We start from the raw sequence: 22,906 nt of genomic DNA on the forward strand, positions 1-22,906 counted from the left end.
GCCGGGCGGATCCGCCGTCGGCGAGGAGGGTCTAGTCGGCGTTCTTCCACCCGAGGAACTCCCCGGTGTAGGGGCACATGTAGGCAACCGTGTCGGTGACCCGCACCGTGAAGTCGGTGCCGCCGGGAACCTCGAACTGCTCGCCTTCGCCGTAGGTCTTCCACTCGCCCTGTCCCGCGGGCTGCTGCACATCCCAGCTGCCGTTGATGAGGCGCATCCATTCCTTGCACGGTGCCTCGAAGGTCCACTCGCCGGGCTCCATGACGCCGACGGTGAAGTTCCCCTTCTTGTTCATGAACTCCAGGCTGCGCACCTGGCCCTCGTAATACTCGTTCTGGCCGATCATGCGGTCGCTCCTTCCAGCGGTCGAACTTCGCTGCCCGCAACGCACGGGCCCCGCCCTCAGCGTAGGGAAACGGGCACCTGCCCAATATCGCCCTGGAGTACATTTCGGTCACGCGAGTTTCGCCCCCGATTCCACTCCGCAGCTTCGGCGCCGAGTAGAGTCGCAGCATAAATCCCGACACCCCCTCCTCCGCGGCTCTGCAGCGCGCACTCGAGATCCAGATGGAACTCACCGCGGTCGTGACACGCGGCGGAGGAGCGGATCGACTGCTCGCGGGGTGGCAGCAGCGCACCGGAGAGGCGGTCGCCGTCTTCAACCGGCTCGGGCGCCCTCTCGGCCGCAGCGCGTCGTTCTCGCCCGAGGTGCGGCGCCTGCAGTCGGGCCGTCATGGTGCCGGGGAGCGAGAGGAAACGACCGGCATCCTCGAGCTCACCGCGTTCGCGGGCAACAGCACGGTGCGCGGCTATCTCGCCCGCGTCCCCGCCGAAGACGAGAGCGCCGAACTCGCCTCGCCGGCTCTGCGCTCGCTGCTGGCGCTCGAGTACGAGCGCCACTGGCTCCTCGACGAGCCCGCCCGGCGTCGACGGGCCGCTCAGCTGAAGCGGGTGCTCGAACTCGGCGACGCCGGCGGCGTCCGCGCCTACCTCCGCGGCATCGGCTCCGGCACCGACGAACTGCGCGGGCTCGTCATCGAGGCGCGCGACGAGACCCATGCCGAGGTGCTCGTCGACGACCTCGCGGTGATCCTCGCCACCGCACTCATCCGCCACCGCGGGCGCATCGTGGAGTGCCTCGTCCCCATCGACCCCCGCCAGCCGCTCGTCGATTACGGCCTCGAGGTCCCGATCGGCATCGGCACACCGGTGCCGCCCGAGCACGTCTCCTGCAGCATGCGTCAGGCCGTCTCCGCGCTGGAGACCAGTCGTCGCCTCGGTACGCCGATCGAGTACCTCGATGGCGCAGCGCACGAGTTCCTGATCCGCGTCGCCTCCCCCTCCTACCTCGAGGCGTTCGCATCAGCCGCCCTCGACCCGATCACCCGTTCGCGCGGGGGTGAGGACCTGCTGCGCACACTCCACCTGTGGTTCGTCGAGCGGCGCTCGATCGAGGCGACGGCGGAGCGGATGGGCATCCATCGGCACACCGTGCGCAACCGGATTCAGCGCATCGCGCAGCTCATCGGCCATGATCTCGACAGCATCGACACCCAGACGGAGCTCTGGCTGGCCTTGAAGGCCAGTGGGCACGGGGACCACTCGTCCGGATTGGCCTGAACGTACAACCTCGGATGCTCGCACCTGACGCCACGGCGATTCTCCCGGAGTCGCGCGGATGCCATCATGTGCTAGGTCACCCCGACCTCGCGGCAGCACAGCCACCGCGATCCGGTACTCGATGAGGAGCCTCCGCATGTCCACCACCGCCTCCCCCGCAGACGCAGAGAACCGGTCAGTCCTGCGCCGCGTGCTCATCGCCAGCGGCCTCGGGACCCTGCTGGAGTACTTCGACTACGCCAGCTACAGCTACCTGGCGACGACGATCGCGGTCGTGTTCTTCCCCTCCGAAGACCGCACGGTCGCACTGCTGAGCACCTTCGCGGTGTTCGCGCTCTCCTTCCTCGTGCGCCCGATCGGCGCCTTCGTCTGGGGAAGCCTCGGCGACCGGATCGGGCGCAAGAGCATCCTCGCCACCACGATCATCATCATGTCGGGAGCCACCTTCCTAATCGGCTGCCTCCCGGGATATGCGGTGATCGGCGTGGCTGCGCCTCTGCTGCTGCTCCTGCTGCGCATGACCCAGAGCTTCTCAGCCTCCGGCGAGTACGCGGGCGCAGGCACCTTCGTCGCCGAGTACGCGCCGCCGAGGCTGCGCGGCCTGCTCACCAGCGTGGTGCCGATGGCCGCGGCGGCCGGCTTCCTGCTGGCCTCGCTCATGGCCACGGTTCTCTACGCCTCTTCTCTCCCGAGTTCATGCAGGAGTGGGGCTGGAGGATCCCGTTCTTCATCGCCGGTCCGCTCGGCCTGATCGGTCTCTGGCTGCGGTCGCGGCTCGAGGACACCCCGCAGTTCCGTCGCGTGCAGGAGATCGAACGCCGCGAGCAGGAGATCGCGCGGCAGCAGCGCGACGCCGTCGGCCGCGCCGGTCACTGGTCCGAGGTGCGCGCGAGCCTGCCCGCGATGCTGAAGGTGCTGCTCGTGATGTCACTCAACGCCGGCGGTTACTACCTGCTGCTCAGCTACACGCCGACCTTCCTCATCGAGGAGGCGGGCATGAGCGAGGCGAGTTCGACCCTCGTCGTCACGATCGGCCTCGTCGCACAGCTGATCCTCATCCCCGTCATGGCGCGCTTCTCCGATCGATTCGGACGCAAGCGCACTCTCATGATCGCGAGCATCGCGTTCATCGTGCTCAGCTACCCGATCATGACACTGTTCTCGCTCGGCGGCGTGCTGCTCGCGACGATCGTGCTGATCGTCTCGCTCGTGTTCTTCTCGATGAACGACGCCGTGTTCCCGTCCTTCTTCACCGAGATGTTCGGCACGCGCTCGCGCTACCTGGGCTTCGCGCTGCCCTTCAACGTGGGCGCCATGCTCTTCGGCGGCGTGGCGCCCCTCATCGGCACCTGGCTGATCGCGACCACGGGCAACCCCAGCGCACCCGCGTTCTTCCTGATCTTCATCGGAGCCCTGTCGCTGGTGGGCCTCCTCCTCACGCCGGAGACCGCGCGCACCGACCTCGTCGACGTGCAGGGCGAGGTGGGCACCGCTCCGATTCAGACCGTGTAGCGACGCGGGCTGGGGACGTGATGGAATGAGCGCATGACGCGCATTTCAGCCACAGCCGAGGAACGCACGACCCCGCGCCCGGGGCTGCTCCTCGAGGGAGCATGCTCTTTGCGGGTTCTCGTGCTGGGATTCCGGATCGCGGCGCTCGTGATCATCACGACCGGCATCGTGAGGATCACAGGGATCCTCACGCCCGACCCGAGCTGGAACGCCCTGCTCTTCTACACCGTACTCAGCAACGTGCTCTGCCTGGGGTGGGTGGTCCTGCTCGTGGTGCGCACGCTGCGGGATCTGCGCCGCTCGGGCACTCGCGGCCTCTCGACGCCGTCGGCGCGGTGGAGCGGCGCCGTGATGATGGCGATCACCGTGACGATGCTGGTGTACCTCGTGGTGCTCGTGCCCTCGGCGTTCGTGCAGGGCGGCGACTACCGGCCGTTTTCGCTCACCGACAACCTGATCCACATCGTCACCCCCTGCCTGCTCATCGCGGACTGGCTGCTGTTCGTGCCGAAGGGCCGACTGCGGTGGACCGACCCGCTGCTGTGGGCGCTGATCCCCTACGCCTACCTCGCGTTCGCGCTGGTCTACGGCGGTCTCGGCGGGGAGTTCCTGCCGGGCCGAACCTACCCCTATCCGTTCCTCGACGTCGCGACGCACGGCGTCGGCGGCGTCGTGATCCGTGTGCTCGTGCTCTCCGTCGTACTCGTGGGGGTCGGCTACGTGTACGTCGCGATCGACCGGCTGCTGGGGCGGATGGCGGCGCGCTGATCCTCGATCCCCACGATTACCCCTTGGGAATCGGCGGGCCGAGCCAGAGCAGCACCGAGAACACCACGGTGACACCGGCGAGGAGGATCACGACCGACCACCGGGGGTGACGCAGCACCCACGCCTGCACCTGCTCGACGAAGCCGTGGGGCTCATCCCCGCCGGGCGCCAAGCGCCAGCTGCGCCCCAGCCGGCCCCGCCGATCCATGACCAGCTCGAACGGCAGCGTCGCGAACGGCACGACCGCGGTGACGAGCCCCAGCACGCCCGCACCGAACGGCCAGCGGTCGTTCACCCAGACGAAAACGGTGATGACGCAGTACGCGAGGAACACGAAGCCGTGCACTCCGCCCGCCGGCGTGACCATCGCGTCGGTGACTCCCGTGCCGCGCAGGATGAGCGCGGTGATCAGCCCCGCCCAGGTGACGAGTTCGGCGAACGCGAAGGTGCGGAAGAGCAGGCGGGGCGACATGGTTCAACCGTATCCGGTGCGACCTGACGATTCGCGGTTCGCCTCGGGGGCGGCCTCAGGGGTAGGTCAGTGCGCGGACATTCGGCGAATCTCAGCGGCGTAGTCGTCGAGCACGCCGATAATGCCGCGATGCTGCCAGATTCGTCCACGAGTTCGGCCCGTGGTCTCGGCGAGCACACCGCGCTCGGTGAGGGTACCCAGCGCGCGAAGCGCAGCCATTTCACCGATACCGAGCTCGCTCATCAAGTACCTCGTATTCACTGCAGGCTGCCCCACGAGCACCGGGAGCACCTTCCACGCCGCAGCATCCGAGCGAAGACCCCTCAACTTTGCCCGAGAGTCATCGAGCTGCGCAACGAGATCGTCGACGAGCCTGGTGCCCGTCGTGGCGGCAATCCGGCTTGCCTTCGCAAACTCCCGAACGATCGGTGCGGCATCGCCGCTGCGAAACGAACCCAGCGCCGCAAAATAGCGGTCGACTTCAACGAGGAGCCCTGCCGACACCGGCACTGCGGTCGAGCCGACCAGTCCCTTATTGCGAAGGATCGACTGTGCAAGGGCCCGTCCCGTGCGGCCATTCCCATCGGGAAACGGATGGATCGTCTCGAACTGCGCATGCGCAACGGCGACCTGAACGAGCACCGGGACATCCTCTCGTCTCGCGAAGCGCACAAGATCCGCGATCGCCTCTGGAATACGCTCATGATGAGGCGCGACGAAGTCGGCGACCCTCGGGCCTGCTTCACCTGGCCCAATCCATACCTGCTCCTCGCGGAAGCGCCCGGCGTCAGCCGGATCGAAACCGCGCTGGTGAAGCATCAGCGCTCTGTGCATCGCGAGGATAGAGCCCTCGCTGATGTCACCCGCGAGCCGGAGCGCCGCTTCCATAGCGCGTACGTTGCCGATGACGGTGAGCGCGTTGGCCTTGTCGCCCTCGTCGATCTCAGCGAGGGCGAGCTGCTTCGCCGACGTCGTCAGTCGCTCGATCTGAGAGCTAGATGCCGATTCCGTGCGGAGCAGGATCGCCGTCATCGGTCCGAGCGCGGGGTTATCGGAACCAAGCCGGCGCTGCGCATGACGGTCGAACTCGACTAGCCGCCGCGTCGCATCCTCAATGTCGGCCAAGTCCTCTGAGACGACACGAGGCGACCAGTCTGCGATCGCTGCCGCCACAGCTGCCCGGTACGGTCCGGTTTGGCGCTCCACCTCCGCACGCGAGTGCATTTCAGGCGCGCGTGGCCTCCAATCGAAAGTCTCAAACGAAACCGGATCGATCGGAATTCGAGAGCGAACAGGAGGCGTGGGCACATCTTCATGTTACCAACACTTATTCAATTAAGTGTTAGTAATTGATCCGGCTCCTCGCAGATGCGGCCTACATTGGGTGTGTCACGATCCCCGTGACCCTCGCGCCTACCGGACGTAACCTGATCCTGCACCTCAGCAATCTGCACTCCGAAGCGGGACTCATGCCCGACGCGGTCAACCGGCTGCTACTGTTGCCCTTTCCGGCCTGATGAAGTCCGCCCGCCGACACGATCTGAAGAACCCCCGACCCACCGAGAAAGGTCCGCCGACGTTAGCGCACCGATTGATCCGCTGACGGCTCCCTAAACGAGAGCTTCGGAAGCCCGTTGTTGGGGTAGCTGTCCCGGGGGAATGCAAAGATATTCTCGTCGCTGAATCCGTGCGCCCAATCAAAAAGCAGTACACCTAGAAGCGTCGGCTTGAATGACACTCTCCACTCGTCGCCTTCGTCATCGGTAACTGCTACAGCGTGTATAAGCCCCTCTGCTTCGAGCGTGATAATCGCAGGCATGTAATCAGATTCCGGTGAGCCCTCAGGTTGGAGCAGGCGGAGATTAGCTCTGAGTTCTTCGACGCTGATCGATATGAACTTGAAGTGCCCTTCGGGTGCCTGAGCGCCGAGCCAAGCTGCGGCGGAGTATAGAACGTGAAAGCACCTAAGCTGGGCGGCACTGAGTCCGTCCATGACGGTGAGATAGTAGACGGGGCGGTCATCGCTACCGTCTGCGTTTCTGGAACCCGTAATCATGCCAGCCACATAGGTCTGCATGAGGTCATCATCGTACAGCGAGGCATCGTTGAGCACCTTTATCGCCGTTCTGAGGTGAGGTACCCACACCGCTTCACTTTCGGGAACCTTGGTCAAGGTATTCCACAGGTTGATAGCTTGTTTCTCGCCGACTTGAGCGAGCCATTCTCCGGCCTTGTCAAGTGAAGGACCGAATAGCTTCTTGCCGACGTAGAGAGCCGTTGCGCCGCCGGCCACCCATGGTCCTTGCGCTCCGATCAATTCGCCGATGCTCTCGATTTCGCTCATATGATCCGACATCCCCACCCCGGGGATTTCCCTGTCCTCTCATGCGTTTACAGGTTGGCTGAGTATTTGAAAGGCGCGAGTGCGGGTGCGAACTCAAAAGTGGTGTAGCGAATGCCCGCGCGAGCACCGCAAGGACGATGGACGTGTACGCCGACCTGTTTTGACAACACCTTGACGACGTAGCCGCGAATCTCAGCGCTCGCGCTGCTGCACTGGCCGGACGAAAGTGTGGGCAAAATGTGGGCACGAACAAAAAATGCCCGACTCCCACGACTCTAGAGCGGAGCGCAGGGGCCGGGCATAATTCGTTATTCCTACAGGGGTTTCAGAAGTCCCAGTCCTCGTCTTCGGTGGCGACGGCCTTGCCGATCACGTAGCTCGATCCCGAGCCCGAGAAGAAGTCGTGGTTCTCGTCGGCGTTGGGCGACAGCGACGACAGGATCGCCGGGTTGACGTCGGTCATCTCCTTGGGGAACATCGGCTCGTAGCCGAGGTTCATGAGCGCCTTGTTCGCGTTGTAGTGCAGGAACTTCTTGACGTCCTCGGTCAGCCCGACGGGGTCGTAGAGGTCGGCGGTGTACTTGACCTCGTTCTCGTAGAGGTCGTAGAGCAGCGAGAACGTGTAGTCCTTGAGCTCCTGGCGGCGCTCCTCGGTCTCGTTCTCGAGACCCTTCTGGAACTTGTAGCCGATGTAGTAACCGTGCACGGCCTCGTCGCGGATGATGAGGCGGATCAGGTCTGCCGTGTTGGTCAGCTTCGCGTGCGAGGACCAGTACATCGGCAGGTAGAAGCCCGAGTAGAACAGGAACGACTCGAGCAGCGTCGAGGCCACCTTGCGCTTCAGGGGATCGTCGCCCTCGTAGTAATCGACGATGATCTGAGCCTTCTTCTGCAGGTTCGGGTTCTCGACCGACCAGCGGAAGGCGTCGTCGATCTCCTTCGTCGAGCACAGCGTCGAGAAGATCGACGAGTAGCTCTTCGCGTGCACCGACTCCATGAAGGCGATGTTGGTGTAGACCGCTTCTTCGTGCGGGGTGATCGCATCGGGGATCAGCGAGACCGCGCCCACGGTGCCCTGGATGGTGTCGAGCAGCGTGAGGCCGGTGAACACGCGCATGGTGAGCAGCTTCTCGGCGTCGGTGAGCGTCGCCCATGACTGCACGTCGTTCGACAGCGGTACTTTCTCGGGCAGCCAGAAGTTGTTCACGAGACGGTTCCAGACCTCGAGGTCCTTGTCGTCCTCGATCCGGTTCCAGTTGATCGCCTGCACCACGTGGCCCAGCTTGAAGTTCATCGGGTTCTTTCCTACTCCGGTGGATTCAGTAAAAATCGGCTCTGATCAGAGTGTCACAGCATGCAGCTGACGCACTCGGACATGTCGGTGCCCTCGAGCGCGAGCTGACGCAGGCGGATGTAGTAGATCGTCTTGATGCCCTTGCGCCATGCGTAGATCTGCGCCTTGTTGATGTCGCGAGTCGTCGCGGTGTCCTTGAAGAACAGCGTCAGCGACAGCCCCTGGTCGACGTGCTGGGTCGCAGCGGCGTACGTGTCGATGATCTTCTCGGGGCCGATCTCGTAGGCGTCCTCGTAGTACTCGAGGTTGTCGTTCGTGAGGAACGGCGCCGGGTAGTACACCCGCCCCAGCTTGCCCTCCTTGCGGATCTCGATCTTCGAGGCGATCGGGTGGATCGACGAGGTCGAATTGTTGATGTACGAGATCGAGCCGGTGGGCGGCACGGCCTGGAGGTTCTGGTTGTACAGACCGTGCTCCATGACCTTCGCCTTGAGCTCGCGCCAGTCCTGCTGCGTGGGGATCGCGATGTTCGCGTTCGCGAACAGCTCGCGCACCCGCTCGGTCTCGGGCTCCCACACCTGCTCGGTGTACTTGTCGAAGAACTCGCCCGAGGCGTACTTCGAGTCGGCGAAGCCGTCGAAGCTCGTGCCGCGCTCGCGCGCGATCGTGTTCGACGCCTGCAGGGCGTGGAAGAGGATCGTGTAGAAGTAGATGTTCGTGAAGTCGATGCCCTCTTCACTGCCGTAGTGCACGCGCTCGCGCGCCAGGTAGCCGTGCAGGTTCATCTGGCCGAGGCCGATGGCGTGGGACTTCTCGTTGCCGTCCTCGACCGAGCGCACCGACGAGATGTGGCTCATATCGCTCACCGCGGTGAGCGCGCGGATCGACAGTTCGACGCTCTTGCCGAAGTGCTCGCCGTCCATCATCATGGCGATGTTCATCGAGCCCAGGTTGCAGCTGATGTCCTTGCCGATCGCGTCGTAGCTGAGATCTTCGTTGTAGGTGGTCGGGGTGTTGACCTGCAGGATCTCGGAGCAGAGGTTCGACATATTGATGCGGCCCTTGATCGGGTTCGCCCGGTTCACCGTGTCCTCGAACACGATGTAGGGGTACCCCGACTCGAACTGCAGCTCGGCGATGGTCTGGAAGAAGTGACGGGCGCTGATCTTGGTCTTCTTGATGCGGGCATCGTCGACCATCTCGTAGTACTTCTCGGAGAGCGCGATGTCACCGAAGGGCACGCCGTAGATGCGCTCGACGTCGTAGGGCGAGAACAGGTACATGTCCTCGTTCTTCTTGGCGAGCTCGAAGGTGATGTCGGGCACGACCACACCCAGCGAGAGCGTCTTGATGCGGATCTTCTCGTCGGCGTTCTCGCGCTTGGTGTCGAGGAACTTCATGATGTCGGGGTGGTGGGCCGACAGGTAGACGGCGCCGGCGCCCTGGCGCGCGCCGAGCTGATTCGCGTAGCTGAAGCTGTCTTCGAGCAGCTTCATCACGGGGATGATGCCCGAAGACTGGTTCTCGATCTTCTTGATCGGAGCACCGGCCTCGCGGATGTTCGACAGGGAGAGCGCGACGCCGCCGCCGCGCTTCGAGAGCTGCAGCGAGGAGTTGATGCCGCGGGAGATCGACTCCATGTTGTCTTCGATGCGCAGCAGGAAGCACGACACCAGCTCGCCGCGCTGCGCCTTGCCCAGGTTCAGGAAGGTGGGCGTCGCCGGCTGGAAACGACCGGAGATGATCTCGCGCACGTACCCTCGGGCGAGCTCCTCGTCGCCCTGGGCGAGGCCGAGCGCGACCATCACCACACGGTCCTCGAAGCGCTCGAGGTAGCGCTTGCCGTCGAACGTCTTGAGGGCGTAGGAGGTGAAGAACTTGAAAGCGCCGAGGAACGTCGGGAAGCGGAACTTCATGGCGAACGCCTCGTCGCGCAGCTTCTCGATGAAGTCGAACGAGTACTGCTCGATGAGCTCACGCTCGTAGTAGTCGTTGTCGAGCAGGTAGCGCATGCGCTCTTCGAAGTTGTGGAAGAACACCATGTTCTGGTTGACGTGCTGCAGGAAGTACTGGCGCGCGGCCTCGCGATCCTTGTCGAACTGGATCTTGCCGTCGGCGTCGTACAGGTTGAGCATCGCGTTCAGCGAGTGGTAATCCATGTCGCTGATCTTCGACGACTCGTGGCCGGCCTCGATCACGGCGCTCGCTGCGTCAGCGGTTGTTACTGCAGAGCCCAAAACTGTTCCAATCCTTCTTGGACGGCTGTGACGTCGTCCGGGGTTCCAAAGAGTTCGAATCGATAGAGGAAGGGCACCTGGCACTTCCGGGCGATGATGTCGCCCGCGATCCCGTAGGCCTCACCGAAGTTGGTGTTGCCGGCCGCCATCACACCGCGCAGCAGCTTGCGATTGCGCTCGTCGTTCAGAAAGCGGATCACCTGCTTGGGCACGGCCCGTGTCTCGGGCCCGCCGCCGTAAGTGGGAACGAGCAGCACATACGGCTCGGAGACCACGAGCGGCTCCTCGCGCGGGTACAGGGGAATGCGCAGAGCCGGGCGATCGAGCTTCTGGACGAAACGATGCGTGTTGCCCGAGACGCTGGAGAAGTACACCAGGTCGGTCATGTTCTCCACCTCCGAGCGATCCCCCGGGCCCCTCGGCCCCTCGCTGCTGAACCGCTGCGGCGGGCCGAGCCCTCGGGCTCCACCCGCCGCAGCGGTTCGAAATGATGACAGTGTGTCGGGCGCACGATGAACGCATCACCAGGCCCGATCCCGAGTCGCTTACGCGAGGCGCCCGGCGAGCTCCGAGATCTTGTCGGGGCGGAAGCCCGACCAGTGCTCGTCGTCGGTCACCACCACGGGAGCCTGGAGGTAGCCGAGCTCCTTCACCGTTTCCAGCGCCGCCTCGTCCTGCGAGAGGTCGAGCACGTCGTACTCGATCCCCTTGCTGTCGAGCGCCCGATAGGTCGCCGTGCACTGTACGCACGACGGCTTGGTGTACACCGTGATGGCCATTTCACGCCCCTCTTCCAAAAGTCACGCGCCCCGTCCGGGGCACTACATATAGTGAACCACACCTGCACCGACCACAAGATGCAGTAGTTACAACGCTGTAGTTTTCCACTTTATTTCCACCGCCGCCGGGCGCCGCTTGGGGAGAACTTTCGGCGGAGTTCCGCGTCTCTCACGGGGTTATCCACAGGCCGATCGGCCCGAAAAATTTTTCCCCCACACCCGCTCCCCGGCGTGTCGCCAGCACCACCCCGTCAGCACCTCCAAGGCAGCACGAAACACCCTCGATACTCACCCGGCGGGCCCCGGTTCAGAGTGCGATCGGCCACAGCAGCTCCCTCCCGTCGGGCTGGAACCAGCGCAGCACGAGCATCGCGTCGGACGCCTCCGAGGCCCGCGTTCCGCCTCGCCCGCGCACCACCACCCGCAGTCGCTCCTCCGGATACACCGTGCGCGGCAGCGACAGCCCCAGCATGCCGTCGCCCGCGAGCGCGAATCGCACCGAGTGCAGCGGCCCCTCACCGCAGTGCTCGACCTCGATCACCCCCGCAGCCGACCTGCCCACCACGCGCCAGGGCACCGGCACGGGGCCACCGCCCTCGTGCCGGGCCGGCTGCGCCTCCTCCGCACGCCGGCTTGGCAGGAGACGCCCGCGAGGGGGCGATTGCAGCCGGGTGGTGAGACGGAAGGGGTTCATGCCCTCACGCTAAACCGCACCACTGACATTGTGAGTGGCCTGACCGAGGGCCGAGTCCACCCGTCCAGCACCACGCACCGACGCGCAACCGGCCCGTCTACACGTGGTGATACGGCCGTCCGGCCGAGATCTCCTGCGCCCGGTACAGCTGCTCGGCGAGGATCAGACGCACGAGCTGGTGCGGGAATACCAGCTTCGACAGGCTCCACACGAAGTCGGCGCGCTCGCGCACGCGATCCGCCACCCCGTACGCGCCCCCGATGACCACCGTCACCGCCCGACCCGCATCGAATGCTCCCTGCAGCTTCGAGGCGAGCACCGGCGACTCCACATTGCGCCCGCGCTCGTCGAGCAGCACCAGGTAGGCGTCGCGATCCACCTTCGCGAGAATGCGCTCAGATTCCTCCGCGCGAGCGGCATCCCCCTCGCGGGAGGAGTGCGGCAGCAGCTGCCATCTCGCGTCGAACGGCTTGCGCAGACGCTTCTCGTAGCGGTCGATACCCTCGGCGACCCACGACTCGTGGCGTTTTCCGACGGCGAGGATCCTGATCGTCACCCCGCCCGCCTCGTCTCGAGATACTCCGCGATGCGCCCGATCGCCTCGGTCAGCACCGGCACCGACGGCAGCGTCACGAATCGCAGATGATCCGTCGTGGGCAGGTTGAAGCCTCGCCCGTTCGTCACGAGCACCCGAGTCGCGCGCAGCAGATCGATCACGAACGCCTGGTCGTCGTCGATCCGGTAGACCTCGGGATCGAGCCTCGGAAACAGGTACATCGCTCCCCCGGGCCGCTCGCAGGTCACCCCGGGGATCTCCGCGAGCAGCCGATGCGCCGTATCGCGCTGCTCCCGCAATCGCCCGCCGGGGGCGCACAGCTCCGTGATGCCCGACCAGTTCGACTCGGCCGCGAGCGCCACCGGGATCGCGTACTGCGCGGGCACGCTCGCGCACATCCGCATGTTGGCGAGCAGGGTGAGACCCTCGAGGAAGTCCCGCGCGAGCGAGCGATCCCCCGACACGGCCATCCACCCCGAGCGGTAACCGGCCACCCGCTGCGCCTTCGACAGCCCGCTGAACGTGAGGCAGAGCGTCTCTCGGACGTGCAGCGCCGCATGCTCGTGCACCGCGCCGTCGTAGAGGATGCGCTCGTAGATCTCGTCGGCCATGAGCACGAGGCCGTGGCGCTCGGCGAGTTGCGCGAACCCCCGCACTAGCCCCACCGAATAGACGGCGCCGGTCGGGTTGTTGGGATTGATGAGCACGATGCCTTTGGTGCGCGGCGTGATGAGCCGCTCGATCGCCTCGAGATCGGGCATCCACCCGTTCGACTCGTCACAGGGGTAGTGCACGGCGAGGCCGCCCGAGAGGGTGACCTGGGCTGTCCAGAGCGGGTAATCCGGCGCGGGGACGAGGATCTCGTCGCCGTCGTCGACCAGCGCCTGCAGCACCAGGGAGATCATCTCGCTCACGCCGTTGCCGATGAACACGTCATCCGGCCCGACGCCGGCGACGCCCTCCTCGGTGTAGTAGCGGGCGACGGCCTCGCGGGCGGCCGGGATGCCCCGCGAGTCGCTGTACCCCTGGGCGGAGGGCAGGATCCGGCGCAGCTCGTCGACGATCTCGGCGGGAGCCTCGAAACCGAACGGGGCGGGATTGCCGATGTTGAGCTTGAGGATCCGATGCCCCTCTCGCTCGAGGCGTTCCGCCTCCTGCAGGATCGGGCCGCGCACGTCGTAACGCACACCAGTGAGCTTGCTGGACTGGGTGATGAGGCGCACCCGGCCATTATCCCACCCGAACAGTGTGCGATTTCACAGGTCCCCTAGCTCGCAAAACAGCAGAAAGCGACACGCCGTGCGCCGAGGTCCGCAGATTCTGCGATTCGCAAGCGAGCGCCCCCTCGGCGCACGTCGCAACGAAGATTGTACGTTAATTCGCATTAACGTACTATTGCCGCATGAGTGATGATCTGGGAGCACTCCGAGAGGAACTCAGGAAGCTGACGGACCGAGTGGTCGCTCTCGAGAGCCACCCACATCCACCGGAGAATGCCGAAGCAGCCGGCGAAGACACGTTCTGGGCGTTGAACGGGTTGAAGTCGCGCATCGACGCCGAACCGACGATGTCCGATGGCGCGGTGATGATCGTCGGGTCGCTGACCCTCCCTACGGGCACTCCCGTGTCCTGGCAGCAGGGCGCGGACACCGCGGACCTGCTCGACACGGAATGGACGGATCGGGCCGGCGTCTTCTCGGCACTGGGCCACCCCGTGCGACTCGAGCTCCTGCGGCATATCCTTTCGGGGGTGCAGGCGACCTCGGACCTCGCAGCGATCGATTCCCTCGGCACGACCGGGCAGCTGCACCACCACCTGCGGCAACTCGTCGCGGCCGGCTGGGTTCGGCAACGCGGTCGCGGCAGCTACGAGGTTCCGGCTGCGCGCGTCGTACCGTTGCTCACCTCTCTGCTTGGGGCCGAACGATGAAGCGATTCGCTCTCACCGCGTACCGGCTGCGCGGTCCGATCTACTATTCGGCAGTCGCGCTGCTGGTCGCGGTGGGGATCTCCAGCTTCCTCACCCTCGGAGATGAGGCTCGGCAGTTCAGAGCCGTTCTCGCGATCGCGGCCACCGGTGCGCTGGCCCTGAGCGCCGTACTCGTGTTCGCGGGGCCTCGCCTCCTCACCGAGCACTCGACAGCGGTGGTCTCGTCTCCCGTGCACGGGCGATGGTTGGGCCTGAACAGCCCGGTTTCAAAGGTGCCGAGCCACGGCGTCCGCATGTACGGACAGGCCTACGCCATCGACCTCGTATTCGAACCCGAGCATGCGACTCGGCCGGCTTTCGGCGGCAAGGCGATGAGAGCGGCCGACCAGTACCCCGCGTTCGACGCACCGGTGTTCGCCATGATCGACGGAACCGTCGTGCGGGCATCCGACCGGCTCCGTGATCATCGGGCGCGATCGGGATGGTTCACCATCGTCTATATGATGCTCGAGGGGGTGGTCCGGGAGATCGGCGGACCGGCGTTCATCCTCGGCAATCACGTCACCATTCGCGGCTCAGACGGGGTCTATGCGACGGTCGCACACCTGCGGCAGGGGTCAGTGACGGTGCGGGCGGGCGAGCCGGTACGGGCGGGGCAGCAGGTCGGACGATGCGGCAACTCCGGCAACAGCAGCGAACCCCACGTCCATGCCCAGCTCATGGATCGGGCTTCCCCCTGGACAGGGCAGGGTCTCCCGTTCGTTTTCTCCGCCGTCTCTCTCGACGACGACCTCCGGCTCGCCGACGCCTTACCCTCTAACGGACAGCACATGACCGCAAGCGTTTCAGAAGGAGGCGAGGGCCCCCTCGCGCCGGCCGCTCCGTTCATCCTCGAGACGGCGTCGCCGCAGGATGTGCCGCAGATCGTCGCACTCGTGCGGGCCGCTTACACGCCCTACATCTCGCGCATCGGGCGGGAACCCGCCCCGATGACCGCGGACTACACCACCGCGGTCGACGAGGGCAGAGTGCTGGTGGCCCGGATCGACGGAGGGATCGCGGGGGTGCTCGTGACGGAGGCTCACTCCGACCACCTGCTCATCGAGAACGTCGCCGTCGCCCCGCAGGCTCAGGGGCTCGGGATCGGAGCCGCACTCCTGGATCGCGCCGACGACGAGGCCCGCTCCCTGAAGCTCCCGGAGACCCAGCTCTACACGAACGCGAAGATGACGGAGAATCTCGAGTACTACCCGCGGCGCGGCTACCGCGAGACCGGCAGACGCAGGGAGAACGGATTCGACCGGGTCTACTTCGTGCGCCCCGTGTAGGGTCGGCGCCCCGGTGCTCGCCTCAGCTCTGCTGCGCGTAGAGCTCCGCGTAGGGCCCGCCGCGCGCGAGCAGTTCACGGTGCGTGCCCTGCTCGAGAATGCGGCCGCCACCCACCACATAGATGCGATCGGCGTCGACGACGGTCGAGAGGCGGTGCGCGATAGCGATGGTGGTGCGGCCGCTGCGCGCGCCCTCCAGAGCACGCTGCACGATGCGCTCGTTCACGGTGTCGAGCGCACTCGTGGCCTCGTCGAGCACGAGCACGCGCGGGTTCTTGAGCAGCACGCGGGCGATCGCGATCCGCTGCTTCTCACCGCCCGACAATCGATAGCCCCGCTCCCCCACCACCGTCTCGTAGCCGTCGGAGAAGGTCGTGATGGTGTCGTGGATGTTGGCGAGCCTCGCCGCGGCCTCCAGCTCCTGCTGCGAGGCGTCGGGCTTCGCGTAGCGGAGGTTCGCCGCGATCGATGCGTGGAACAGATACGGCTCCTGCGTCACCACGCCGATGCGGTCGACCAGCGCTTCGTGGCGCAGCTCTCTCACGTCGTCTCCGGCGTAGCGCACGGTGCCGGAGGTCGCGTCGTAGAGGCGCGGGATCAATGAGCCGATCGTCGTCTTGCCCGATCCCGATGCCCCGACGAACGCCACGAATTCACCGGGCCGAACCTCGAACGACACCCGGTCGAGCGTCGGGCGTTCCTGTCCGCCCGCGTCGGGGTAGCGGAACGAGACACTCTCGAACTCCACCCGGCCCGCCATACCGGGCGCCTCGGAGGGCTCCCGCGCGTCGGGAGCATCGGTGATCGCCGGCTCGAGATCGAGGTACTCGAAGATGCGGGCGAAGAGCGCACGCGAGGTCTGCAGATCGAGAGCGATGCGCAGCAGCGCCATGAGCGGGAAGAGCAGCCGCGACTGCACTGTGGTGAACGCGACGATGGTGCCCGCGGTAATACCGGGGTCGAAGCCCTCTCCCTGGCCCCTCGCGATGATCCACCCGGAGACCAGGTACACGATCGCGGGCACCGCCGAGAGGAACACCTGCACGAGCGCGAAGAACACCTGCCCGCTCATCGTCTGCCGCACCTGCAGACCGATCTGCCTGCTGTTCTCGGCGGCGTAGCGCTCGGTCTCGGCTCGCTGCCGCGAGTAGGTCTTGGCGAGCAGCACGCCCGACACCGAGAGCGCTTCCTGGGTGATCGCCGTCATCTCGGACAGGGATTCCTGGGTGCGGCCCGCGATCCGTGCCCGCACCTGCCCCACCCGACGCTGCGCAATGACCAGGACCGGCATCAGCACGACCGCGATGAGGGTGAGCTGCCAGCTGAGCAGCAGCATGGCAACCGCGGCCGCGACTACGGTGACCGTGTTGCCGATGATGTTGCCCACCGTGTTGGTGAGCACGTTCGCCACGCCGCCGACGTCGTTCTGCAGGCGGGACTGGATCACGCCGGTCTTGGTACGGGTGAAGAAGCCGAGCTCCATCGATTGCAGGTGCGCGAACAGCCGCACCCGCAGGTCACCCATCACCCGATTGCCGACCCGCGCCGTGAAGAGGGTCTGCACGATGCCGAGGCCCGACGACAGCACGAACGCCGCCACCATACCCGCGACGAGCCACGAGAGCACCCCCAGGTTCGGCTCACCGTTCGGCGGGAACAGTCCCTCGTCGAAGACGCGCTGCGTGAGGAGGGGCGGCAGGATCCCGAGCGCGGCCGAGATCAGCACGAGCGAGACGATCACCGACAGCTGCCAGCGATACGGCCTGAAGAGTGCCGCGATGCGCGGGCCGAGGTTCGGGATCGCGGGGGCGGCCTCGTTGAGTTCGCGCTGGCGCGCGGCGTCGCCTGACGAGACGCGCGATCCGCGCGCTACCGGTCCACCGCTCATGCTCATGGTTCGGAGATTACCCGGACCCGCCGACATTCATGCGACGCGTCCGCTCACGGCGCAGTCTCCGGATGCCCGGCCGGCATGCGGGCGGTTCGCACTCGAGCCGGTCCGTACGCCCATCAAGAACTTTGCGCACTAGATGTTCTCACCCTGTGCGAGCAAGCTCTGGTGCACGACGCATGAGACGAGCACGCTGGATCGGTGCCAACTATCCACTCGGAAGCCGCTCTCAAGATCGGTCGCCGCATCCGCGAGATCCGCCAGCGTCTCGGCATCTCGCTCGAGGATCTCGGCGAGCTCTCCGAGATCAGCTGGACCAGCATCGGCAAGATCGAACGCGGCGTCTCCAGCCCCACGGCCGAGACCCTCGTGCGCCTCGCCACCGCCCTCGAAGTCGACCCGGGCACCTTCCTCTCCGGCATCACCGCGGACGACTACGGCCGCCGCTCGCACCAGCTCTCGGCCCGCGACCTCATCCGCGCCAGAACCGAGCAGGGGGCGCGCCGCCGCAAGGCCTGACGCCGGCGCACGCCCTGAGCCTGGCGCAAGGCCTGACGCCAGCGCTGCACGCCGACACCGCCACATCAGTCCGACGCCGCAGGCTCCCGATACCGCGACAGGCTTACGCCCGCGCGATCAGGCGCCCTCGATCGCGCGCTCCAGGCGCTCGAGCTTCCCGTCGAGCTCGCCCTCGAAGCCGGGGCGGATGTCGGCCTTGATGACCAGCGAGACGCGCGAGCCGAAGGGCAGCACCGCCTCCGTGGCGCGTTTGACGACGTCGAAGACCTCGTCCCAATCGCCCTCGATCTCGGTGAACATGCTGCTCGTGCGGTGCGGGAGCCCCGACGCTCGCACCACCTTCACGGCCTCGGCTACGGCATCGGACACCGAGGCGTCGGCCTTGCCGGTGCCGCTCGGTGCGACGGAGAATGCGACGATCATGCGTGATCCTTCCTTTCTGATTCAACGGAGCGAGCCGGGCGCCGCGCCAACAGCAGGGCGATGAGCGCGCCTACCAGGATGACACCCATGGGCATGAGGATCGACTCGGCCATCGCTGCGGAGAAGCCCTCGTGCAGCGCCTCCGGGAGCGCGCCCGATCCGCCGCCTTCGGCCCCGGCCCCGCCGGCGGCATCGGCGACCTCCGAGCCCAGCTGGGCCGCGATCCGCGACCCCATGAACGCGGCCATCGCCGCGGAGCCGAGCACCGCGCCCACCTGGCGGCTCGTGTTGTAGACACCCGATCCCGCTCCTGCGAGATGGCGTGCGAGACCGAACGTGGTGATCGACGCGAGCGGCCCCCACATGAAGGCGTTGCCGAAGCCGAGCACGGCACTCGGGATCAGCAGCAGCCCGAGCGGCACGTCGGGCCGCGACATGAAGTAGTAGCACACGAGCCCCGCGGCCACGAGCAGCAGACCGAGCACCGGCAGACGGCGCGGATCGCGGTTGTCGATCAGCAGCCCGACCGGGCGCGCGAGCAGGATCGACAGCACGGCCATCGGCACCATCATGAGCGCCGACTGCGTGGGTGTGAGCCCGCGCACGAGCTGCAGATAGAACATGAGCGGGAGCGACATGCCGGTGACCGCGAAACCCACGGTCACGATCACGGCCGACCCGACCGAGAAGTTCCGGTCGCGGAAGATCTGCAGCGGAATCAGCGGCTCGCCCTTCTGCACCCGCTGCCACACCACGAACAGCGCCAGCACGACCGCGCCCGCGATGATGAGGCTCCAGACCGTGATCGGGCCCCAGATCGTGCCCCATTCGAAGCTCTCGCCCTCCTGGATGCCGAACACCAGCAGGAACATGCCCACGGCGCTGAGCAGCACGCCCAGCCAGTCGAAGCGGTGCGCGTTCGTCGGCAGCACCGGCACGAAGCGCAGCGCGCACACGAAGGCGATCACGCCGACCGGCACATTGATGAAGAAGATCCACTCCCAGCCCCAGGCGTCGACGAGGAAACCGCCGAGGATCGGACCCACCAGCGTGGCCACACCCGCGGTGACGCCCCAGACCGCCATCGCCGAGCCGCGCTCCCGCGGCGGGAAGATGCGCGTGATCACCGACATGGTCTGCGGAGTCATGAGCGACGCCCCGAGCCCCTGGAAGACCCGGGCCGCGATGAGGGTCTCGACTCCGGAGGCGAGGCCGCAGGCCAGCGACGAGAGCGTGAAGATCGAGAGGCCGACGAGGTAGACGCGGCGCGGGCCGAAGCGGTCGCCGAGGCGGCCGGTGATGAGCAGGGGCACCGCGTAGGCCAGCAGATAGGCGCTCGTCGCCCACAGCGTCGCCACCATCGTGGTGTCGAGACCGCGCATGATGGACGGGTTCGCGACCGACACGATCGTCGTGTCGACGAGGATCATGAAGAAGCCGATGACCATCGACCAGAGGGCCGGCCACGGCCTGATATCGGGTTGCCGCGAGGGCTGATCGGTGCTCACCAGGCAAGCCTACTCCGGGCCCCCGACACTCGCCCCTGGGCACGGCGACCGACCTTCGATAGCGTCGAGGCATGACTGCTGCAGGCGCACCCCTTCCCGCTTCCCCGATCCCGATCGCTCCCGGCGTGGAGATGCCCCAGCTCGGCTACGGACTCTACAAGGTGCCCGCCGAGGATGCCGAGCATCTCGTCGGGCTCGCTCTCGCAGCAGGCTACCGGCACCTCGACGGCGCAGCGTTCTACGGTAATGAGACGGGGGTGGGGCGCGGGATCCGCACCGCACTCGAGTCCGGCCTCTCCCGCGAGGATCTGTTCGTCACCAGCAAGGTGTGGAACACCGAGCAGGGCTACGACCGGACGCTGCGCGCGTTCGATCGCACCCTCGACGATCTCGGGCTCGAACAGCTCGATCTCTTCCTCATCCACTGGCCGTGCGCGGAGCGCGGACTGTTCATCGAGACCTATCGCGCGCTGGAGCGCCTGCACTCAGAGGGCCGGGTCCGGGCGATCGGCGTGAGCAACTTCCAGATCCCGCACCTGGAGCGACTGCTCGACAGCACGGAGACCGTGCCGGCGGTCAACCAGGTCGAGCTGCACCCGTGGCTGCAGCAGAGAGACCTGCGCGAGTTCCACGCCGAGCACGGCATCACCACCGAAGCCTGGTCGCCGCTCGCCCGCGGGCGACTGCTCGACGATCCCGCGCTCCTCGGCCTCGCGCGGGATCGCGGCGTCTCGATGGCGCAGCTCGTGATCCGCTGGCACCTCCAGATCGGCAACGCGGTGATCCCGAAGGCGAGCAGCGCGGCACGCATCGCCGAGAACGGGGACGTGTTCTCGTTCGAGCTCGACGCCGCGAGCATGGACACGCTTGCGGCCATGGATCGCGGCTTCCGCAGCGGCTCGCACCCCGACGAGGTGAACTGAGAGCCGGCGACCTACCCCTTGATCGCCTCGCTCAGCTTCACCTTCGCCCCGGTGCGCAGGATCGAATTGCTGTAGATGCGGGCGCCGATCCAGAGCACGATCGCGATCGAGACGAGCAGCACGCCGACCGAGAGCAGCGGCTCCCACCACTCGGCGGTGCCGAGGTACAGGCGCATCGGCATGCCGATCGGAGCCGAGAACGGAACGTAGCTCATGATCGCGAGCGCCTGCGGGTTGTCGTTGAAGAAGATGATCGCGAAGTAGGGCAGCATCACCAGCCACATGACCGGGCTCACAGCCGAGGCCACGTCCTCCTGCCGCGACACGAGGGTGGCGAGCGCCGCATACATCGTCGCGAGCAGCACGAAGCCGAACGCGAAGAGCACGCCGAACCAGATGAGGGAGGTGCCGAGCTCGCCGAGCAGCAGGTCCTGCCCCGTCGCCAGCATGCCGACCGAGGCCACCGCGACGATGGCGACCACCTGCGCGAGCGCGAGGATGCTGTTGCCGAGGATCTTGCCGGCGAGCATGGTGCGCGCCGAGACCGTGGCGAGCAGGATCTCCACGATGCGGGTCTGCTTCTCCTCGACCACGCTCTGCGCGATCGTCGTGCCGAAGGTGATCGCGCTCATCATGAACACCACACCGAAGGCGACGGCGATGATGTAGGCGAGCCCCGGATTGTCGGTCGTGGGGGCGAGCAGTTCGACCGAGGGCGCCGCCGAGAGGGCGGTGAGCACGTCGCTCGGCGCGCTGTCCTTCGCGAGTACCGTGAGGTCGACCGCGGTGTCCCCACCCGGCACCACGGCCGCGTCGACATCGCCGTCGAGCACCATCTGCTCGGCTGCGGCGCGGTCGGGCGCCTGCGTCACCTCGAAGGTCTCGCCGTCGAGCGGTTGCAGCACCGAGCTCGCCTCGCCGACGGCCGCGACCTTGGTCGGGCCGCCGAAACCGCCCGAGTTCGCCATGAAACCGCTGAACAGCACCCCGCCGAGCACGAAGAGCAGCAGCACGATGCTCGAGACGACGAATGCCTTGCTGCGCAGTTTGGTGGTGATCTCGCGCTCGGCGACGAGCCAGGCGCCCTGTGCACCGCTCACCTGACGCGCTTCGCTGCGGGACTGGATCTGCGTGGTCATTGCACGACCTCCTTGAAGATCTGGGCCAGCGTCGGGGTGACGGGGCCGAAACGACGGACGACGGACGATGCCGGGTCTTGGCCGACGGCGCGCGTGAGGATCGCCTGGGCCGCGGCGTCGCTGTCGGCGTCGAAGCGGGCGAAGCCGCCGTCGAGGTGGGTGACGGAGACGCCCGGCTGATCCCGAACCCATCCGGCATCCGCCCCGGGGCCCGCGAGCTCGATCTCGAACTCTCGCCCCGAGTGCTCGGCCCGCAGCGACTCCCGCGATCCGGAGGCGAGGATCTTGCCGCCGCCGATCACGACCACGTCGTCGCAGAGCCGCTCGACGATGTCGAGCTGATGAGACGAGAACAGCACGGGAGCCCCCTGCGCGGCGTAGTCGCGCAGCACGCCGAGCACCACCTCGACCGCGATCGGGTCGAGCCCGGAGAACGGCTCGTCGAGCACCAGCGCGATGGGCTCGTGCACGAGCGCGGCCGCGATCTGCGCCCGCTGCTGGTTGCCGAGCGAGAGGTTCTCGAGGGTGTCGTCGGCGCGCTCGCCCAGACCGAGCCGCTCGACGAGACCGCTCGCCGAGGCCTTGGCCGCGTGCGCGCTCATGCCGTGCAGCCGCCCGAGATACACGAGCTGCTCGAGCACCTTCATCTTGGGGTAGAGGCCCCGCTCCTCCGGCATGTAACCGAAGCGCGCCCGGTCCGCCGCGGTGATCAGCTCGCCGTCGAGCGCCACCGTGCCGCTGTCAGCGGACAGCACGCCCAGGATGATGCGCATCGTGGTGGTCTTGCCCGCGCCGTTACCGCCGACGAAACCGGTCATGCGGCCGCTCTCGACGCCGAAGCTCACGTCGCTGAGCACTCTGCGATCGCCGAAGCTGCGGGAGACGCCTGTGATCTCGATCATCTCGTCTCGCTCCTTTCCTCGTTGACTCCACGCTAGAGGCGACCTCTGACATCGCGCGTCCCCCGCG

The 22,906-nt window shown here is 66.5% G+C and carries 24 protein-coding genes; 8 read left to right on the forward strand and 16 right to left on the reverse strand.

Going from position 1 to position 22,906, the window contains the following annotated elements:
- Nucleotides 1–31: 31 nt before the first annotated feature.
- Nucleotides 32–346 carry a pyrimidine/purine nucleoside phosphorylase gene (ppnP, locus tag AC0KXF_RS06045; RefSeq protein ID WP_473108309.1) on the reverse strand — a complete coding sequence of 105 codons (315 nt, stop codon included), beginning with the start codon at nt 344–346 and terminating at the stop codon, nt 32–34.
- A 221-nt stretch (nt 347–567) separates the two neighbouring features.
- Between ppnP and AC0KXF_RS06050 the strand changes: the two genes are divergently transcribed.
- The 4 genes from AC0KXF_RS06050 (at nt 568) to AC0KXF_RS06065 (ending at nt 3,900) form a co-directional block, all read left to right on the forward strand.
- Nucleotides 568–1,620, forward strand: coding sequence for a PucR family transcriptional regulator (locus AC0KXF_RS06050; protein WP_473108310.1), 1,053 nt, complete (start codon nt 568–570; stop codon nt 1,618–1,620).
- A gap of 136 nt (nt 1,621–1,756) precedes the next feature.
- Nucleotides 1,757–2,371, forward strand: a complete 615-nt coding sequence (locus AC0KXF_RS06055; protein WP_473108311.1) for an MFS transporter — start codon at nt 1,757–1,759, stop codon at nt 2,369–2,371.
- Nucleotides 2,317–3,132 (forward strand): MFS transporter, encoded by an 816-nt coding sequence (locus AC0KXF_RS06060; RefSeq protein WP_473108312.1) that lies wholly within the window; start codon nt 2,317–2,319, stop codon nt 3,130–3,132. The genes AC0KXF_RS06055 and AC0KXF_RS06060 overlap by 55 nt, the downstream gene beginning before the upstream one ends.
- A gap of 33 nt (nt 3,133–3,165) precedes the next feature.
- Nucleotides 3,166–3,900, forward strand: a complete 735-nt coding sequence (locus tag AC0KXF_RS06065) for a Pr6Pr family membrane protein (RefSeq protein ID WP_473108313.1) — start codon at nt 3,166–3,168, stop codon at nt 3,898–3,900.
- 16 nt (nt 3,901–3,916) lie between these two features.
- Here the strand turns inward: AC0KXF_RS06065 and AC0KXF_RS06070 are convergent, their stop codons facing one another.
- The 10 genes from AC0KXF_RS06070 to AC0KXF_RS06115 form a co-directional block, all read right to left on the reverse strand.
- Nucleotides 3,917–4,372, reverse strand: a complete 456-nt coding sequence (locus tag AC0KXF_RS06070) for a DUF3817 domain-containing protein (RefSeq protein ID WP_473108314.1) — start codon at nt 4,370–4,372, stop codon at nt 3,917–3,919.
- 66 nt (nt 4,373–4,438) lie between these two features.
- On the reverse strand, nt 4,439–5,497 hold the full coding sequence (locus AC0KXF_RS06075; protein WP_473108315.1) for a Fic family protein: 1,059 nt from the start codon (nt 5,495–5,497) through the stop codon (nt 4,439–4,441).
- Between the two features lie 454 nt (nt 5,498–5,951).
- Nucleotides 5,952–6,716, reverse strand: a complete 765-nt coding sequence (locus AC0KXF_RS06080; RefSeq protein ID WP_473108316.1) for a hypothetical protein — start codon at nt 6,714–6,716, stop codon at nt 5,952–5,954.
- Between the two features lie 325 nt (nt 6,717–7,041).
- Nucleotides 7,042–8,010: a class 1b ribonucleoside-diphosphate reductase subunit beta gene (nrdF, locus tag AC0KXF_RS06085; RefSeq protein ID WP_223042558.1), complete on the reverse strand. Its 969-nt coding sequence runs from the start codon at nt 8,008–8,010 to the stop codon at nt 7,042–7,044.
- 53 nt (nt 8,011–8,063) lie between these two features.
- Nucleotides 8,064–10,169, reverse strand: a complete 2,106-nt coding sequence (gene nrdE, locus AC0KXF_RS06090) for a class 1b ribonucleoside-diphosphate reductase subunit alpha (RefSeq protein WP_473108416.1) — start codon at nt 10,167–10,169, stop codon at nt 8,064–8,066.
- 62 nt (nt 10,170–10,231) lie between these two features.
- Nucleotides 10,232–10,633 carry a class Ib ribonucleoside-diphosphate reductase assembly flavoprotein NrdI gene (gene nrdI / locus AC0KXF_RS06095; protein ID WP_223042559.1) on the reverse strand — a complete coding sequence of 134 codons (402 nt, stop codon included), beginning with the start codon at nt 10,631–10,633 and terminating at the stop codon, nt 10,232–10,234.
- 159 nt (nt 10,634–10,792) lie between these two features.
- Nucleotides 10,793–11,026, reverse strand: a complete 234-nt coding sequence (nrdH, locus tag AC0KXF_RS06100; protein WP_024356182.1) for a glutaredoxin-like protein NrdH — start codon at nt 11,024–11,026, stop codon at nt 10,793–10,795.
- A gap of 307 nt (nt 11,027–11,333) precedes the next feature.
- The gene (locus AC0KXF_RS06105; RefSeq protein WP_473108317.1) at nt 11,334–11,720 is read right to left on the reverse strand and encodes a hypothetical protein; all 387 of its coding nucleotides are present in this window, start codon (nt 11,718–11,720) and stop codon (nt 11,334–11,336) included.
- 97 nt (nt 11,721–11,817) lie between these two features.
- Nucleotides 11,818–12,276 carry a 23S rRNA (pseudouridine(1915)-N(3))-methyltransferase RlmH gene (gene rlmH / locus AC0KXF_RS06110; protein WP_223042561.1) on the reverse strand — a complete coding sequence of 153 codons (459 nt, stop codon included), beginning with the start codon at nt 12,274–12,276 and terminating at the stop codon, nt 11,818–11,820.
- Complete coding sequence (locus AC0KXF_RS06115; RefSeq protein WP_473108318.1) at nt 12,273–13,499, reverse strand: pyridoxal phosphate-dependent aminotransferase; 1,227 nt, start codon at nt 13,497–13,499, stop codon at nt 12,273–12,275. Before AC0KXF_RS06115 ends, rlmH begins: the two co-directional genes overlap by 4 nt.
- A gap of 179 nt (nt 13,500–13,678) precedes the next feature.
- On the opposite strand from AC0KXF_RS06115, the gene AC0KXF_RS06120 reads away from it, so the two are divergent.
- Both AC0KXF_RS06120 and AC0KXF_RS06125 read left to right on the forward strand, forming a co-directional pair.
- Nucleotides 13,679–14,206, forward strand: coding sequence for an ArsR/SmtB family transcription factor (locus tag AC0KXF_RS06120; RefSeq protein WP_473108319.1), 528 nt, complete (start codon nt 13,679–13,681; stop codon nt 14,204–14,206).
- Nucleotides 14,203–15,534: a GNAT family N-acetyltransferase gene (locus AC0KXF_RS06125; RefSeq protein ID WP_473108320.1), complete on the forward strand. Its 1,332-nt coding sequence runs from the start codon at nt 14,203–14,205 to the stop codon at nt 15,532–15,534. The genes AC0KXF_RS06120 and AC0KXF_RS06125 overlap by 4 nt, the downstream gene beginning before the upstream one ends.
- Before the next feature lie 22 nt (nt 15,535–15,556).
- Here the strand turns inward: AC0KXF_RS06125 and AC0KXF_RS06130 are convergent, their stop codons facing one another.
- Nucleotides 15,557–17,428: an ABC transporter ATP-binding protein gene (locus AC0KXF_RS06130; protein WP_473108321.1), complete on the reverse strand. Its 1,872-nt coding sequence runs from the start codon at nt 17,426–17,428 to the stop codon at nt 15,557–15,559.
- Nucleotides 17,429–17,626: 198 nt separating this feature from the next.
- On the opposite strand from AC0KXF_RS06130, the gene AC0KXF_RS06135 reads away from it, so the two are divergent.
- Nucleotides 17,627–17,944 carry a helix-turn-helix domain-containing protein gene (locus AC0KXF_RS06135; RefSeq protein ID WP_223042564.1) on the forward strand — a complete coding sequence of 106 codons (318 nt, stop codon included), beginning with the start codon at nt 17,627–17,629 and terminating at the stop codon, nt 17,942–17,944.
- 117 nt (nt 17,945–18,061) lie between these two features.
- Here the strand turns inward: AC0KXF_RS06135 and AC0KXF_RS06140 are convergent, their stop codons facing one another.
- Nucleotides 18,062–18,367, reverse strand: a complete 306-nt coding sequence (locus AC0KXF_RS06140) for a thiamine-binding protein (RefSeq protein WP_223042565.1) — start codon at nt 18,365–18,367, stop codon at nt 18,062–18,064.
- Nucleotides 18,364–19,815: a DHA2 family efflux MFS transporter permease subunit gene (locus AC0KXF_RS06145; RefSeq protein ID WP_473108417.1), complete on the reverse strand. Its 1,452-nt coding sequence runs from the start codon at nt 19,813–19,815 to the stop codon at nt 18,364–18,366. The genes AC0KXF_RS06140 and AC0KXF_RS06145 overlap by 4 nt, the downstream gene beginning before the upstream one ends.
- Before the next feature lie 131 nt (nt 19,816–19,946).
- Between AC0KXF_RS06145 and AC0KXF_RS06150 the strand changes: the two genes are divergently transcribed.
- Nucleotides 19,947–20,798, forward strand: a complete 852-nt coding sequence (locus AC0KXF_RS06150; protein WP_473108322.1) for an aldo/keto reductase — start codon at nt 19,947–19,949, stop codon at nt 20,796–20,798.
- A gap of 11 nt (nt 20,799–20,809) precedes the next feature.
- On the opposite strand, the gene AC0KXF_RS06155 is transcribed toward AC0KXF_RS06150, so the two are convergent.
- Entirely contained in the window at nt 20,810–21,937 is a 1,128-nt protein-coding gene (locus AC0KXF_RS06155; RefSeq protein WP_473108323.1) for an ABC transporter permease, read from the reverse strand.
- Nucleotides 21,934–22,839: an ABC transporter ATP-binding protein gene (locus AC0KXF_RS06160; RefSeq protein WP_473108324.1), complete on the reverse strand. Its 906-nt coding sequence runs from the start codon at nt 22,837–22,839 to the stop codon at nt 21,934–21,936. The genes AC0KXF_RS06155 and AC0KXF_RS06160 overlap by 4 nt, the downstream gene beginning before the upstream one ends.
- Nucleotides 22,840–22,906 lie beyond the last annotated feature (67 nt).

It is taken from the genome of Leucobacter holotrichiae, from assembly GCF_055791005.1.